Source organism: Amycolatopsis sp. MEPSY49 (assembly GCF_051337345.1).
Classification (GTDB): Bacteria; Actinomycetota; Actinomycetes; order Mycobacteriales; family Pseudonocardiaceae; genus Amycolatopsis.
In genome coordinates, this window is the sequence record NZ_JBDLYJ010000002.1 from 989,496 (window position 1) to 1,004,160 (window position 14,665).

General features: G+C 71.1%; 12 protein-coding genes. 3 read left to right on the plus strand and 9 right to left on the minus strand.

From position 1 onward, the window contains the following. The first annotated feature begins 86 nt into the window (after positions 1 to 86). Positions 87 to 263 carry a hypothetical protein gene (locus ABFJ78_RS13810; RefSeq protein WP_436386421.1) on the plus strand — a complete coding sequence of 59 codons (177 nt, stop codon included), beginning with the start codon at positions 87 to 89 and terminating at the stop codon, positions 261 to 263. Here ABFJ78_RS13810 and ABFJ78_RS13815 read toward each other — a convergent pair. From ABFJ78_RS13815 to ABFJ78_RS13840, 6 genes are all read right to left on the minus strand, one after another. Next, positions 260 to 1,015, minus strand: a complete 756-nt coding sequence (locus ABFJ78_RS13815) for an alpha/beta fold hydrolase (protein WP_436386423.1) — start codon at positions 1,013 to 1,015, stop codon at positions 260 to 262. The two genes, ABFJ78_RS13810 and ABFJ78_RS13815, sit on opposite strands and share 4 nt — an antisense overlap. A gap of 16 nt (positions 1,016 to 1,031) precedes the next feature. Continuing rightward, complete coding sequence (locus ABFJ78_RS13820; RefSeq protein ID WP_436386425.1) at positions 1,032 to 1,400, minus strand: DoxX family protein; 369 nt, start codon at positions 1,398 to 1,400, stop codon at positions 1,032 to 1,034. A 59-nt stretch (positions 1,401 to 1,459) separates the two neighbouring features. Then, positions 1,460 to 3,658 (minus strand): glycosyl hydrolase family 95 catalytic domain-containing protein, encoded by a 2,199-nt coding sequence (locus tag ABFJ78_RS13825; protein WP_436386427.1) that lies wholly within the window; start codon positions 3,656 to 3,658, stop codon positions 1,460 to 1,462. 200 nt (positions 3,659 to 3,858) lie between these two features. Further along, the gene (locus tag ABFJ78_RS13830; protein WP_436386428.1) at positions 3,859 to 4,617 is read right to left on the minus strand and encodes an SDR family oxidoreductase; all 759 of its coding nucleotides are present in this window, start codon (positions 4,615 to 4,617) and stop codon (positions 3,859 to 3,861) included. 57 nt (positions 4,618 to 4,674) lie between these two features. Further along, on the minus strand, positions 4,675 to 8,265 hold the full coding sequence (locus ABFJ78_RS13835; RefSeq protein ID WP_436386430.1) for a discoidin domain-containing protein: 3,591 nt from the start codon (positions 8,263 to 8,265) through the stop codon (positions 4,675 to 4,677). 294 nt (positions 8,266 to 8,559) lie between these two features. Then, positions 8,560 to 9,000, minus strand: coding sequence for a winged helix-turn-helix transcriptional regulator (locus ABFJ78_RS13840; RefSeq protein WP_436386432.1), 441 nt, complete (start codon positions 8,998 to 9,000; stop codon positions 8,560 to 8,562). A gap of 131 nt (positions 9,001 to 9,131) precedes the next feature. On the opposite strand from ABFJ78_RS13840, the gene ABFJ78_RS13845 reads away from it, so the two are divergent. Beyond that, positions 9,132 to 10,328 carry a thiolase family protein gene (locus ABFJ78_RS13845; RefSeq protein ID WP_436386434.1) on the plus strand — a complete coding sequence of 399 codons (1,197 nt, stop codon included), beginning with the start codon at positions 9,132 to 9,134 and terminating at the stop codon, positions 10,326 to 10,328. Here the strand turns inward: ABFJ78_RS13845 and ABFJ78_RS13850 are convergent. Both ABFJ78_RS13850 and ligD read right to left on the minus strand, forming a co-directional pair. Then, on the minus strand, positions 10,259 to 10,678 hold the full coding sequence (locus tag ABFJ78_RS13850) for a methylmalonyl-CoA mutase (RefSeq protein ID WP_436386435.1): 420 nt from the start codon (positions 10,676 to 10,678) through the stop codon (positions 10,259 to 10,261). The genes ABFJ78_RS13845 and ABFJ78_RS13850 overlap by 70 nt on opposite strands. 35 nt (positions 10,679 to 10,713) lie before the next feature. Beyond that, positions 10,714 to 11,661, minus strand: a complete 948-nt coding sequence (ligD, locus tag ABFJ78_RS13855; protein WP_436386437.1) for a non-homologous end-joining DNA ligase — start codon at positions 11,659 to 11,661, stop codon at positions 10,714 to 10,716. 39 nt (positions 11,662 to 11,700) lie between these two features. On the opposite strand from ligD, the gene ABFJ78_RS13860 reads away from it, so the two are divergent. Then, complete coding sequence (locus tag ABFJ78_RS13860; protein ID WP_436386438.1) at positions 11,701 to 12,552, plus strand: PHP domain-containing protein; 852 nt, start codon at positions 11,701 to 11,703, stop codon at positions 12,550 to 12,552. A 43-nt stretch (positions 12,553 to 12,595) separates the two neighbouring features. Here ABFJ78_RS13860 and ABFJ78_RS13865 read toward each other — a convergent pair whose 3' ends face one another. Then, positions 12,596 to 14,629, minus strand: coding sequence for a DHA2 family efflux MFS transporter permease subunit (locus tag ABFJ78_RS13865; RefSeq protein WP_436386440.1), 2,034 nt, complete (start codon positions 14,627 to 14,629; stop codon positions 12,596 to 12,598). Positions 14,630 to 14,665 lie beyond the last annotated feature (36 nt).

Genomic DNA, 14,665 nt, shown 5'->3' on the forward strand with positions numbered 1-14,665 from the left:
CGGAGAGTGCGCGTTCACCCCATGCGGCGACGGTCCCCTCAGGACGAACGTGGAGTCCGGCGAAAGACCTACGTGAGGAGAAGACCATGCGCGGCGACTGGATCTACGACTGGGTGCGAGTCGAGATGGAGTACCGGGCCGGGCCGCCCCAGCCGGTCCGCGGGCGACGGGAAGCACCCCGCCACTGGGCGGCTCTGTGGGCGGGCCTGTTCCCGGCCCGGCGGGTCGAGGTGCGCCGCGGCGGTTCCCCGGCGAGCTGCTAGGCGTGCGCGTCGAGGAACCGCTTCAGCGCCGGGTTCACCGCCTCCGCGTGCGTGTAGCTCAGGAAGTGGGCACCCCCGTCGACGACGACCAGGGGCTCGGCCGCGGGTAGCGCGTCCGCGAGCTCGGCCGCCCGCTCGACGGGGTAGGCGAGGTCCGCCGAGCCGTGGAGCGCCAGCGCCGGGCACGTGATCTCCCCCGCCCGCGACAGCACCTCGTCGCGGTCCACGAGCGCGCTCATCGTCAGTGTCAGCTGCGACGGCGGCACGGACGCCCACCGCTTCTTGTCCGCCGAGGCGTCGAAGTCACCGAAGCAGATCCGGGCCACGCCGTCGAGCACCTCGGGCGGCGCTCCCCCGCTGACCCAGGCGTCCAGCACCGCCCGGTACCCGGCCGCCACGGCGGGGTCCTCGGCCGCCGCCGACGTGCCGAGCACCGCGATCGCGGCCACCCGCGAGGGCGCCAGCAGCGCCATCCGCAGCGCGACGAACCCGCCCTGGCTGGTCCCGACCACCGCCGCGCGCGAGACGCCGAGGTGGTCGAGCACGCCGAGGACGTCCCGGGCGACGTCCCAGTAGTCGAACGGCCCGGTGGCGGGCGTGCCGCCGTGGCCGCGCTCGTCGACCGTGACGCACCGGAAGCCGTCGAGGGCCGCCAACTGCGGGGCGAACATGCCGCCGTCCATCAGGAAGCTGTGCAGCAGCACGACCACCGGGCCATCGCCACCGTGATCGGTGTAAGCGGGAAGCGTCATCGATCCTCCGGGAGTCTCAGCCGGCGAACCGGCCCACCGCCACGAACGCCGCCGGCACCAGCAGCACGACGTTCATCGGCAGCGCCTTCGTTTCCTTGCGCCGCGCGTGCACGATGATCGCACCGATCTGGATCACCGCCAGCCCGGTGGCCGCCAGCGGCGTCAGCACGGGCGCGATGCCGAGCGCCCAGGGCAGGATCAGCCCGATCGCGCCGAGGATCTCGACGGCGCCGATGCCCTTCACGCCCGCGTCGGAGAAGTCCGCCGTCCAGCCCATGTTCGGGTTTTCCAGCAGCTTCTCCCGCGGCGTCAAGAGCTTCATGCCGCCGGCGCCGAGGTACAGCGCGGCGAGCACACCCGACACGATCCACAGGACAACGTTCACGGCGACCTCCGGTCCGAAGAAAGTGATTGAACACTACATCACTTTCCGGAGGCTACTCCTCAACTTGGCTGGACCGTGATCGACTGCCCCGGCCGCAGGCCGATCACGCGGCGCCACTGCCCGGCGCGCACCTCGGTCCGGGTCCCGCCGACGCTCGTGATCACCGCCCGCGTCACCTTCCCGTCGCGCCACGCCAGATCGACCTCGAAGCCGCCGCGCGCGCCGATGCCGGTCACCCGGCCCGACCGGGCCCACGCCGAGGGCAACGCGGGCAGCAGCTCCAGCACGCCCGGCCGCGAGTAGACGAGCATCTCGGCCATCGCCGCCGGCGCGCCGAGGTTGGCGTCGATCTGGAAGATCGTGTAGCTGCCCTGGCTGTACATGTCGAAGAAGTTCGGCGCGGTGCCGTTGCCGTTGGCGACCGACGGCCGCAGGACCGTGCGCAGCAGCTGGTACGCGCGGTCGGCGTCCTTGAGCCGCGCCCAGCACGCCGACCGCCACGCGGTCGCCCAGCCGTAGCTGTCCATCCCGCGGGCGATCAGCAGCGCGCGCACGCCGTCGAGCAGCTCGGGCGGCGCGGTGTCGGCGGCGATCCGGTCGCCCGGGAAGAAGCCGATCAGCGGGGACAGGTGCCGGTGGGTCGGCTCGCCGAGGTTGTCCGGCGACATCCACTCCTCGAGCCAGCCGGTCGTGGGGCTCACCTTCGGCAGGTACAGCTTCCGCTGCAGCCCGGCGATCCGGTCGCCGTACGCGCGGTCGCGCCCCAGGACGGCGACGGCTTCCCGGTAGTGCTCGAAGAGGTCCCAGACGATCTCCTGGGAGTAGGTGTTGCCGCGGGTGTCCTGCGGGCCGTGCTCGGGCGACCAGTCGTGGTCGTCGACGAGCACTTCGCGGCCGTCGACCGTCATCGGGACCAGCCGGGCCTCCCAGAACTCGGCCGCACCTTTGAGCAGCGGGTAGATCCGGGCGAGGTAGGCCTTGTCCTGGGTGAAGGCGTAGTGGTCCCACAGCGAGTTGCACAGCCAGGCGTTGCCGCCGGGGTGCCACCACCAGCCGGAGCCGCCGTAGATGTTCGTCGAGAACGCGACCGCCCAGCCCGCGACCTTCCCGCTGATGTTGCGGAAGCGGTTCCTCGGGTCGTTGAACAGCCGCTTCGTGCTGTCCGTCCACACGGGAAGCTGCGCGAGGCAGTAGTCGGCCAGGGCAGTGAAGCTCTCGGGCAGCGCCGCGCGGTCGGCCAGCCAGTAGTTCATCTGGACGTTGATGTCGGTGTGGTAGTCGCTCATCCAGTCGGGCGTGTTGGTGTTCTGCCACAGACCTTGCAGGCCCATCGGCAGCCCGTCGCGCGAGCCCGTGATCGTCAGGTACCGCCCGAACTGCAGGTAGCTCGCCTCCAGCTCCGGGTCCGGCGTGGCCGGGTCGTCGTGGCGGGCCAGCAGCCGCGACCACGTGTCGAGCGCGCGCTTCGCCGGCGGCGACTGGCCCAGGTCGACGGTCATCCGGTCGTAGAGCCGCCGGTAGTCGGCGACGTGGGTGGCCAGCAACGCGCCTCCCCCGGCGCGCAGGGCCTTCGACACCTTCTGCTTCGCCAGCGCCAACGGGACGAGGGACGCGTCGAGGAACTTCCGGGCCGCGTCGGGCACGTAGTTCGTGCCGCCGCTCAGGACGACGACCACGTCCCGGCTGCCGCTGAACGTGGTCCCGCCGGCCACCGTGCACGCGTACTTCAGGCCGTTGGCGAAGGAGCCGGTGAACGCGGCCGCGCCGGACATGGTCTCGCCGCGGGTGGGCTCCAGCGACACCGAGCCGGTCACGGGCCCGCCGCTGAGCCGGATCACCACGACGTCGTCGGGGTGGCTCGCGAAGTACTCGCGGCGGTACCGCACGCCCTGGTGCCGGTAGGTGATCACGACGACGCCGTTGCTCAGGTCGAGCGTGCGGCGGTATTCCGTGACGCCGGTGTGCGCCGGCACCGAGATCCGCAGCTTCGCCAGCAGGCCGAGCGTGCCGAACTTCTCGCGTTCGTAGGGGAACTGGCCGTCGTCCTCGAGGACGTCGTTGGCGCCGCCGGTCCACAGCGACGCGTCGGCGAGGTAGAGGAAGTCGGCGGCGGGGTCACCGCCGACGAGGGCACCGATCCGACCATTTCCGATCGGCAGGCCTTGCTCGATGATCTTGTCTTCGGCCGCCGGGGCCGGGTACCACAGCGTCGTCGCCCGGGCGTCCGGGACGAGGTCGGCAGCGGCGGGCCGAAGCACATTCCCGCTTGCAGCGAAAGCAGGAACGCCGCTGAAGGCGAGACCGGCGCCGACCGCGCCACCGAGCTTGAAGAAGGTACGGCGAGAGGGAGGGTTCGACATGTCGGATCCGTTCGGCGTTGAAGGCGGGACCGGCGTGCAGCCCGCCAAACATATGACCTATCCGGATCCAAGGTCAAGATTCTTCGTAATTAATCCGATTACATATGAGCGTGCTCGGTCAGGTACTCCCGGAAGGTGATCTCGCCTTCGCGGTGCTCAGGCGCCAGGTGACCGCCGTCGGCGTACGCCCGGAACGTCTCCCCCGGCACCGTCAGCGGCACGATCCGCCGGACCCGCCCGCTTGCCGCCCCGACGGCTTGGGCCAGCTCCGTCGCCGTCAGGATCTCCGGGCCGCCGAAGTCGGGCGCCCGGCCGGCCGGATCGCCCTGGGCCAGGGCGGTGAGCCGGCGGGCGACGTCCCGGACGTCCACCGGCTGGAACGACATCCTCGGCACGGGCACCACCGGCAGCCGGATCGCGCCCGCGAGCAGCGTGCGGACCAGGCCGTGGAACTGCGTCGCCCGCTGGATCGTGTACGGCAGGCCCGAGGAGGCGATGAGCTCCTCGGTCTCGTGCTTGGCCCGGTAGTAGCCGAGCGGGACGCGGTCGACGCCGACGATCGAGACGTAGACCAGGTGCGGGCCCCCCGCCCAGCGCGCCGCTTCGACCAGCGTCCGGGCGAGCGCAGTCTCGCGCCGGAAGTCCGTGGCGCAGTGCACGACGACGTCGACGCCGGCCACGGCGCTGTCGATGCCGCGCCCGGTCCGCAGGTCGCCCCGGACGACCTCCGGCCCGGGCTTCCTGCTCAGCACGCGGACCTCCTCGCCCGCCGCCCGCAGCCGCGCCACGACCGCCGAACCGAGCTGCCCGGTGCCGCCGGTGACCAGGATCCGCACGTCGACCACCTCCGGCGTCATCCTGGCACGGCGGTGCCCGCCGGGAAACGGTTTCCCGGCGGGCACCACCCGCACCGCTCAGTTGCGGATGATGGTGAACGTGGTCGTCTTGTTGCGGATGTCCTCGTCGTTGTCGCTCAGCGTCAGCCCGGTGAAGGTCGCCGAGCCGACGGCCGGGCCCTGACCCGGTTCCGGCAGCTCGTTGGCCCAGATCCCGATCCCGGACTTGGCGTCGAAGGCGTCCCCGCTGCGGTGCGCGCCGGTGATCGACACGTTCGTCAGCACGGTGTCCTCGACCGGGTGCTCCGGACCGCCGTTGTACTTGGTCTGGAACATGATGCCGCTGTAGGTCGGGCTCTGGATGTCCACATCGGACACCCGGATGCCGCGGAACTCCTTGGACGCGGAGAACAGCCAGATCGCCGGGAAGGTCTGCTGGCCCCAGAAGTGGCCGCCGTCGCGGACGAGCGAGGCGTTCTGGACCGTCGTCTGCTGCGGCCCGAACCCGAGGAACGGATAGCCGAAGTCGAGCGAGCTGATCGTGATCGCCGAGTACGTCAGCGTGTCCGCGATGTAGAGGTTGCGGAAGGTGTTGTTGTACCCGCCGTAGACCGCCAGCCCGGCCGCGCGCCACGGGGTGAGCGAGGTCAGGTTCTCGAACACGTTGTCGTACTGGTTGCCCGGGTTGAGGTCCGTGGCGGCGAACAGCGCGAAGCTGTCGTCGCCGGTGGACCGGGCTTCGATGTTGGTGACGTGGTTGCCGGTGCTCCCGTTCGTGAGGTTGACGCCGTCGGCGAAGGTGTCGCGGATCCGGGAGTTCTTGATCGTGGTGTTGTCCACGTTCGTGCCCCAGACCATGACGACCTGGTGCTCGACCCAGATGTTGTCGATCGTCAGGTTGGCGACGTTCGTCAGGTTGAACACCTTGCCGGGCCCGTCGATCCGGGAGGTGTAGTTCCCGAACACGGCGAACCCGCTGAACGTCGAGCCGTTCGCGCTCGCCTGCACGTCGATGCCGATGTCGGTGTTCTCCTGGCCCGAAGGCGCGGAGAACTTCGTGAACCACGGCCCGGCGCCGGTGACCGTCACGGCCTTGCCGTAGACGTTCAGCTTGCTCGACAGCGAGTAGTTCCCGGCCGGCAGGTAGACGCCGGTGAGGGTGCTGTCCTGCCGGACCTTGTCCAGCGCGGTCTGCACGTCCTGCTGCGTGAACCCGGTGGGCACCGCGAAGTGCGCCGGGTCCGGGTTGGCGGTCGCGGTGGCCTGCTCGAAGTTCACGAAGTCGATCGCGTAGTTCGTGCTGTTGGCCGCGTCCTTCTGCAGCTTGATCTTGTGCCCGGCGGGCACGGTCGTGCCGAGCATCGTGCTGGCCTCGTCGTAGATGTGGCGCGGGCCGGCGCCCGGCGAGTTGCCCGGCCCGGTTTCGGCGCCGTAGAGCCACGCGTAGTGCGAGGTCAGGTCGATGACCTTGAGGAACGTGCCGTCGACGTACACGTTGAGCGTCGAGTTGATCCCGCCGCCACCCGCGGAGTCCGGGATGGAGAACCGCGTGACCAGGGTGTTCGTCGACGCGCGGGTGGTGAACTCCACCGACGAGCCGGTCGAGTTCAGCGTCACGGCCTTGCGGCCCGACGCCTCGCCCGCGAGGTCGCCGATCGTGCGGTTCGGCCCGATCACCGACGCCCCGCCGGCCACGACGCCGTCCTCGGCCTCGTACATGTCGTAGGGCATGTTCGCGCCCCGGCCGACGAACAGCGCCTGTGTGCTGGTGTTGTTGCCCTGTTTCACCGGCAGCTCGTTGGCGTCGTTCGCGACGACCGTCTTGACGGTGTACCGGCCGTTGGCGGCCGTCCAGGTGCCGGCGGTCACCGGCGCCGCGGTGGCTCCGGCGGCGATGGCTCCGCTGTAGCTGCCGGTCAGCGTCTTGACGACGGTGCCGTTCTGGTCGGTGATCGTCACCGTGACGCCGTGGGCGCCGCTCGCGCTCGCCACGGTGCCCTGGTTGCGCAGGGTCGTGGTGAACGTGACGGTGTTGCCGGTGGACGGGTTGGTCGGCGACCACGCCGTGGCCGCGACGAGGTCGGAGCTCTGCACCGGGCTGACGACCAGGGCCGTCGAGCTCGTGTAGGAGTTGTTGGCCTCGTTCTGCTCGATGACGGCGTTGGCCTCGTCGACCTTGGCGGTCAGCTGGTAGCTGCCCGCGTCCCGGGTGCCGATGTTCGCCGACACGGTCGTCGACGCGCCGGCCGCGAGCGCGCCGACGTTCGCCGTGCCGACCTTGGTGGTGCCCAGGTACAGGTTGACGTTCGTCGCGCCCGAGGCCGCCGTCCCGGCGTTGCGGACGGTCGCCGACGCGGTGATCGCGTCGGTCTCGACGGGGTTCTGCGGCGACCAGGACACGCCCGAGACCGTTAGATCCGGGTTGGGCGCGGGGACGCCGAAGACCTGGAACTCCGCGGCCTGCCCGCCACCGGCCCCGGAGTTGGCGGTCACGCGCAGGCGGACGTCGGCGGCGCGGCCGCTCAGCGGGATGGTGACGGTGTTGCCGCTGCTCGGGCTGAAGCTGTAGGTCTGCGCCGCGGACAGCGTGGTGAACGCGGTGCCGCTCTGCTCCCGGCCTTCGACCGCGATCGTCTGGGTCCGTGGGCCCCACGCGGGATCGGGGTTCAGCTTGACGACGACCTGGTTCAGGTCGGCGTTGGAGCCGAGCGCGACGGTCAGCAGGTTCGGGTACGTCCCGCCGCCGCCCTCCCAGTACGTGGTCACGGAGTCGTCGTTGGCGTTGGCCGCCACGAAGCTGAACTCCGTCGAGGACGCCGTGATCGGCTTGCCGAGCGCGAGGTTCGTGCCGGCCTGGGTGCCGTTGCGGGTCACGATGTTGCTGTTCGCCGACTGGTTGCCGGCAGCGTCCTTCGCGCGGAGGTAGTAGGCGACGGTCGCGCCGTCCGGCTGGGTGTCGGTGTAGGTCAGGACGGTCCCGGCGACGCTGCCGCGGAGCTGGCTGTTGGCGTAGACGTCGTAGCCGGTGACGCCGGTGTTGTCGGTCGAAGCGGCCCAGGTGAGCCGGATCTGGCCGCTCGCCGGCTGGGTGTAGGCGAGGTTGCCGGGCGCCGACGGCGGCTGCGTGTCCCCGCCGGCCGGGCCGTGCACCTCGAACTCCGACAGCTGCCCGGCGGGCCAGCCGGTGTTGGCGCTGATGGTCAGCCGCACGTACCGGGTGTTCCCGGTGACGTCCACGGTCACGGTGTTGCCGGTCGCCGGGTCGAAGCGGTAGCCGGCCGAGGCCTTCAGATCACTGAAGCCGGTGCCGGTGGTGCTGCCCTGCACGCTGAAGGTCTCGGTGCGGGCCTCCCAGTTCGACGGCAGCTTGAGGACCAGCCGGGCGATGGCCGACGTCGTGCCGAGGTCCGCCTGAATCCACTGCGGGAACTGGCTGTTCGTGCTTTCCCAGTAGGTGGCCTGGTTGCCGTCGCCGACGTTCGCCGCCGGGTATTCGCCGAGCTGGCTGCTGGCGGTGTAGGTCGCGGAGGCGGCTTGGGCCGCGGGTTGGACGGCGGCGACCGCAGGTGTGGTGGCCGGGGCGGCGCTCGCCGCGACGGCGGGGGCGGCCAGGAGGAGGGACAGGGCGGCGTAGGTCGCCGCGCGCGACAGGAGTCGCTTCGTTCTCATGGGTTCCTCGGATCCGGGGAGGAGGGGAGACGCGTGGGGACGGCAAAACCAGGGAACGGGACACGCGCGGTCCGGACCCGGGGGCGCGCGCGGGCAGCACGGGACAGCCGTCATGGGCACCTCTTCGTCGAGGGCTGGGCGGGATCTTCCTGACGTCTGCTTCGATTTCTCGCACTGTTGTCAGGTTCTTGCACTGATTCGTTCAAGAGTTACCGTGACGGGCGTCTCAAGTCAACGCCCGCCCACGAAAAAGGCCTCCTCGCGGGGGATGCGAGGAGGCCTTTGCGGCTTCGATCAGGAGTGAACGGCACCCAGCCGGATCGCGTGGGTGCCCGGGGCGTTGACCGGGTCGCCGCAGTGCGCGCAGACGGTCGCCGGCTCCAGCACCGCACCGCACGCGTGGCGCCACAGCGTGGGCGGTTCGCCCTGGTGGACGTACTTGTCACCCCAGGCCATCAGGCCGAGCAGGATCGGCTGCAGCGCGCGACCGGCTTCGGTCGGGTAGTACTCGAAGCGCGGCGGGTGGTCTTCGTACTGGCGCTTCTCGAGCACGCCCGCGTCGACGAGCTTGCGCAGCCGCGCGGCCAGGATGTCCCGGCTGGCGCCGGTGTTCTCGGCGATCCGGTTGAACCGCCGCTCCCCCAGCATGATCTCGCGCAGCGCGAGCAGGCTCCAGCGTTCGCCGACGACCTCGAGGGCCTCGGCGACCGAGCATTCGCGACCACGCCGGGTCATGCCACCTCCCTGGGGTTGAAAATCCAACCTAGCACTTCATCGCCGTGTGACCTGAGGTACAGGTGAGTTGTGTAATCCAACTTACCCGGCGTATACCGAAGGTATCCCCGATCTGCGAGGAGGCAGACGCCATGACGGACGCGGTGATCGTCGACGCGGTACGGACCCCGATCGGCAAGGGCAAGCCGAACGGAACACTCGCCGGGGTGCACCCGGTCGACCTGCACGCCCACGCGCTCCGCTCGCTCGTCGAGCGCACCGGCGTCGACCCGGCCCGGATCGACGACGTGATCAGCGGCGCCGTCGGCCAGATCGGCGAGCAGAGCATGAACACCGCCCGCTGGGCCGCGCTCGCCGCGGGCCTGCCGGAGTCGGTGCCCGCGGTGACCGTGGACCGGCAGTGCGGCAGCAGCCAGCAGGCCGTCCACTTCGCCGCGCAGGGCGTCATCGCCGGCGCGTACGACGTCGTGATCGCCTCCGGCGTCGAGTCGATGAGCCGGGTGCCGATGGGCAGCCAGGTGGCCGGGCGCGACCCGTTCGGGCCGCAGGTCGCCGCCCGCTACCCCGACGGCCTGGTGCCGCAGGGCATCAGCGCGGAGCTGATCGCCGCGAAGTGGGGCTTCAGCCGGGCTCAGCTCGACGAGTTCTCCGCGGAAAGCCACCAGCGGGCCGCTCGCGCCTGGGCGGAGGGGAAGTTCGCCGGCGAGGTCGCGCCGCTCAAGGCCCGCGGCCCGGACGGCGTGCTCGTCGACGTCACGACCGACGAAACCGTCCGGCCGTCGACGACTCCGGAGATCCTCGCCGGGTTGAAGCCCGCGTTCCGCGCGGACGTCTGGGAGCAGCGGTTCCCGGACCTCGGCTGGCACGTGACGGCCGGGAACTCCTCGCCGATCAACGACGGCGCCGCGGGTCTGCTGCTCACCAGTTCCGAGACGGCGAAGGCGCTCGGGCTGCGCCCGCGCGCGCGGATCCACAGCTTCGCCGTCGCCGGCGACGACCCGCTGTACATGCTGACCGGGGTCATCCCGGCGACGCGCAAGGTGCTCGCCCGGGCGGGGCTTTCCGTGGCCGACATCGACGCGTTCGAGGTCAACGAGGCGTTCGCCAGCGTCGTGCTCGCGTGGCAGGCCGAGATCGGCGCCGACCTGGCGAAGGTCAACGTCAACGGCGGCGCGATCGCCATCGGGCACCCGCTCGGCGGCAGCGGCGCCCGGCTGATGACGACGCTGCTGTCGGTGCTGGAGCAGACCGGCGGCCGCTACGGCCTGCAGACGATGTGCGAGGCGGGCGGCCTCGCCAACGCGACGATCATCGAGCGCCTGGACTGACGGGCCAGGTACGCCCGCAGCGCCGCCACGGCTCCCCCGGGATCCGTGGCGGCCACCGGGAACACCTCGTCGAAGCCCTGCGCCAGGAGCTCCGCGCGTGACTTCTTGAGCCGGCCGCCGAGGACGACCAGCAGGCCGGCGAGCGCGGGCTCGGCGCGCACGCGGCGGAGCACGTCCACCCCGGACGCACCGAGCACAGTGGACAGCACCAGGCAGTCCGGGCGCTCCCGGCGGCAGACTTCGACCACTTCGCCCGCCACGCGCACGGTGTGCCCCTCGCGTTCGAGGACCACCTGCAACGCGACGAGGCTCCACGCGTCCGCGTCCAAACCCGACAGCACGACCTTCACCCACCGCAGAGCCGCGAGCCCGCCCGGGAAATACGTCAGTCTTCCGGCGGTTCCTCGAGCCCGTCGCGGTCGGCCCACTCCAGCAGCGGGTCCAGGGAGAAGACGGCCTTGTCGATGCCCGCGTGGAGGTCGCCCAGCTCGGCGAACCGCGCGGGAACCGTCGCGATGGTGAAGTCGCCCGGCTCGGCGTCGTCGATCTCCTCCCAGCGGATCGGTGTGGACACCGTGCCTTCCGGGTTGCCGCGCACCGAATAGGCGCTCGCGATCGTGTGGTCGCGAGCGTTCTGGTTGTAGTCGACGAAGAGCAGCCGCGGGTCGCGGTCCTTGCGCCACCAGGTCGTCGTCACGTCGTCGGGGGCACGGCGTTCGACTTCGTGCGCGAAGGCCAGCGCCGCGCGCCGCACGTCCTTGAAGCCCCAGTCCGGCCGGATCCGGACGTAGATGTGCAGGCCGCGGCCGCCGGACGTCTTGGGCCAGCCGACCGCGCCGAGCTCGTCGAGGATCTCGTGCGCCACGTGCGCGACCCGGCGGACGCGGTCGTAGCCGCAGTCGGGCATCGGGTCGAGGTCGATGCGCCACTCGTCGGGCTTTTCGGTGTCGGCGCGCCGGGAGTTCCACGGGTGGAACTCCACTGTGGACATCTGCACCGCCCAGGCGACGTGCGCCAGCTCGGTGACGCACAGTTCGTCGGCGTGGCGGTTGTAGCGCGGGAAGGTCACCCGGACGGTCTCCAGCCACGGCGGCGCGCCGTTCGGGACGCGCTTCTGGTGGACCTTCTCCCCCGCCACGCCGGACGGGAAGCGGTGCAGCATGCACGGCCGCTCGCGCAGCGCGTTGACGATGCCGTCACCCACCGAGAGGTAGTAGTTGACCAGGTCGAGCTTCGTCTCGCCGCGGGCCGGGAAGTAGACCCGGTCCGGGTTCGAGATGCGGACCGTGTGCGGGCCGACTTCCAGCTCCACTGCCGCCGACTTCTGCGCCATGGCCAGACCGTAGCCGAAAAACCGCGTTACGGTGGGCCGGTGAGCCTCCCGCCGGACGGGCACGTCCACACCGAGTGGTCCTGGGACACGGTCACCGGGTCGATGATCGGGTCCTGCGAACGGGCGCTCGAGCTGGGCTTGCCGTCGGTGGCGTTCACCGAGCACGCGGACCTGACGCCGTGGCTGATCCCCGAGCCGGTCCGGCCGCTGCTGCCGGACCACTTCCGGGTGCGGCTGCGACCCGATGGTGTCCTCGAGCCGCCGGACCTCGACGTTTCGGGCTACCTGGCGTGCGTCGAGGAATGCCGGTCGCGGTTCCCCTCGCTGCGGATCCTCTCGGGCGTGGAACTGAGCGAGCCGCACTGGCACCGCCCGCGCGCCGACGCGCTGCTCGCCGCCCACCGGTTCGACCGGGTGCTGGGCTCGGTGCACTCCCTACCTGGACAGCACGGTCACCACCACGAGGTCACGGTGCCGGCCGACCGCCCGCCCGGCGCCGTGCTGCGGGCGTACCTGGCGGAGGTGCTCGGGCTGGTCGAGTCGACGGCGGACTTCGCGGTGCTCGCGCACATCGACTACGCGCTGCGCTCGTGGCCCGGCGAAGGGCCACCATTCGTCGCGTCGGACTACGAAGAGGAATTCCGGACGGTGCTGCGCGCGCTGGCGTCGAGCGGGCGCGCGCTGGAGGTCAACACGAAGGTGCCACTGCCGGGCGAGGTGGTGCGCTGGTGGTTCGAGGAGGGCGGCGAGGCGGTCGCGTTCGGCAGCGACGCGCACGAGCCGGGCCTGGTCGGTCACGGCTTCGCGGAGGCGGCGGCCCTGGTGGAGTCATGCGGCTTCCGCCCGGGCCGCACCCCGCACGACTTCTGGCGCCGGCGCACTTTCACGTGAAAGTGCCGCTCGCAGGTGGGCACTTTCACGTGAAAGTGCCGGGTCAGGTCAGGGCGTGGCGGCCGTGGGCGCGGGACTCCGCGCTCTGGTCCAGCAGCCTTGCCGCCACCCGGCCGATCGCCGCGTCCAGGTCCGCCCGGTTGCCCGTTCCCCAGTCGCCGAGACGGTCGGCGAGCCAGTCGTGCCACGCGCCGGCCACCTTGGTGAATTCGGACCGTCCCGCCGGGGTCAGCTCCCAGCCGTCGCGGGCGTAGCGCAGGTGGCCGGTCAGCTCGAGCCGGTTGAACGCCGGTTCCAGCACCGACGCCGGGACGCCGAAGTACTCGCCGATCGCCCGCAGCGTCGCCGGCTCGCCGCGGCGTTCGCGCAGGTGGACCTGCAGCAGGCACCAGATGCCGCCCTCGTCGAGCTCGGTCCCCGCTCGCGAGACGATCGCCGGGGCGACCTTGCGGCGCTCGCGGAAGAACAGCGTCGCGACCGCGCGTTCCAGCTCGCGGTCGTCCGTGCGGGCCTCCGGCATCGCGAAGCCGTCGCCGAGGTCCGGGGCCGCCGCGCGGGCCGTGTCGCGGAGCGGAACCTCCTTGAGGAAGAACGCCAGTGCGAACGCCACCAGCCCGACCGGCGCCGCCGCCAAGAACACGACGTGCAGGGAGTCGCTGTACGCCTTGATGATCGGCGCCGACACCGCCTCCGGAAGCGCGTGCAACGCCGTCGGCACCTGGAGCGCCCGAGGATCGACTCCCGGCGGCAACGAAGCGACCGCAGCGGCCAGGTTCGGGGTCAGCTGGTTGGCGTACACCGTCCCGAAGATCGCCGCGCCGAACGAACTGCCGATCGAGCGCAGGAATGTCACACCCGAGGTCGCGACACCCAGGTCGGCGTAGTCGACGGTGTTCTGCACGGCGATGGTCAGCACCTGCATGCCGAGCCCGATCCCGAGACCGAGCACCGCCATGTACGCCGACGCCTCCCAGAACCCCGTGTCCGTGTCGAGCCGCGAGAGCAGGTACAGCCCGATCGTCATGCCCGCCGCGCCGACCAGCGGGAAGATCTTGTACCGCCCGGTCCGGCTCACCGCGTTGCCCGCGGCGATCGACGCGACGAGCAGCGCCAGCACCATCGGCAGCAGCCGGACCCCGGACGTCGTCGCCGACGTGCCCTGCACGTACTGCATGTACGTCGGCAGGTAGGACAGCGCGCCGAGCATCGCGAACCCGACGACGAAGCTCATGATCCCGCCGACGGTGAACACCGGGTTGCGGAACAGCCGCATCGGCAGCATCGGTTCCTTCGCCCGCAGCTCCACGAAGACGAACGCGGCGAGCAGCACCACCGAACCGATCGCCATCTCGATGATCACCGGCGAGCCCCACGCGTATTGCGTGCCACCCCAGCTCGTGACCAGCGTGAGGCCGGTGGCGGCGAGGCCGATGAGCAGGATGCCGAGGTAGTCGATCACCGGCTTGACCGCGGCCCGCGCGTTCGGCATCGCCGAGGAGGCCACGATCAGCACGACGACGACCAGCGGGATGTTGACGTAGAACGCCCAGCGCCACGACAGGTGGTCGACGAAGAACCCGCCGAGCATCGGCCCGGCCACGGTCACCACGCCGAACACCGAGCCGAGGACGCCCTGGTACTTGCCGCGCTCGCGCAGCGGGACGACGTCGGCGATCAACGCGGTCGAGGTGACCATCAGCCCGCCGCCGCCCAGGCCCTGCACCGCGCGCCAGACGATCAGCCACACCATGCTGTCGGCGAACCCGGCGCAGAACGAGCCGATCCCGAACACGACCACCGACAGCTGGAACATCAGCTTGCGGCCGAACAGGTCGCCGAGCTTGCCGACGACGACCGTCATGATCGTCTCGGCCAGCAGGTAGGACGTGACGACCCAGGACAGGTGCCCGGCGCCGCCGAGGTCGCCGACGATGGTCGGCAGCGCCGTGCCGACGATGGTCTGGTCCAGCGCGGCCAGGAGCATGCCGAGCAGCACGGCGCCGAACACGGCGTTGACCCGGGCCTTGCTCAGCGGCGCGGGTCCCGGCTCGTGGGCGACCTCCGCGGTGGCCGTCATCTACCGCCTCCTCGCTCGGCCTCCGAGGCTAGTGCG

Excerpts from the sequence above, each read along its gene's own strand:
- ABFJ78_RS13810 (WP_436386421.1), top strand. The coding sequence starts at position 87 with ATGCGCGGCGACTGGATCTACGACTGGGTGCGAGTCGAGATGGAGTAC.
- ABFJ78_RS13815 (WP_436386423.1), bottom strand. The coding sequence starts at position 1,015 with ATGACGCTTCCCGCTTACACCGATCACGGTGGCGATGGCCCGGTGGTC.
- ABFJ78_RS13830 (WP_436386428.1), bottom strand. The coding sequence starts at position 4,617 with ATGACGCCGGAGGTGGTCGACGTGCGGATCCTGGTCACCGGCGGCACC.
- ABFJ78_RS13835 (WP_436386430.1), bottom strand. The coding sequence starts at position 8,265 with ATGAGAACGAAGCGACTCCTGTCGCGCGCGGCGACCTACGCCGCCCTG.
- ABFJ78_RS13840 (WP_436386432.1), bottom strand. The coding sequence starts at position 9,000 with ATGACCCGGCGTGGTCGCGAATGCTCGGTCGCCGAGGCCCTCGAGGTC.
- ABFJ78_RS13845 (WP_436386434.1), top strand. The coding sequence starts at position 9,132 with ATGACGGACGCGGTGATCGTCGACGCGGTACGGACCCCGATCGGCAAG.
- ligD (WP_436386437.1), bottom strand. The coding sequence starts at position 11,661 with ATGGCGCAGAAGTCGGCGGCAGTGGAGCTGGAAGTCGGCCCGCACACG.
- ABFJ78_RS13865 (WP_436386440.1), bottom strand. The coding sequence starts at position 14,629 with ATGACGGCCACCGCGGAGGTCGCCCACGAGCCGGGACCCGCGCCGCTG.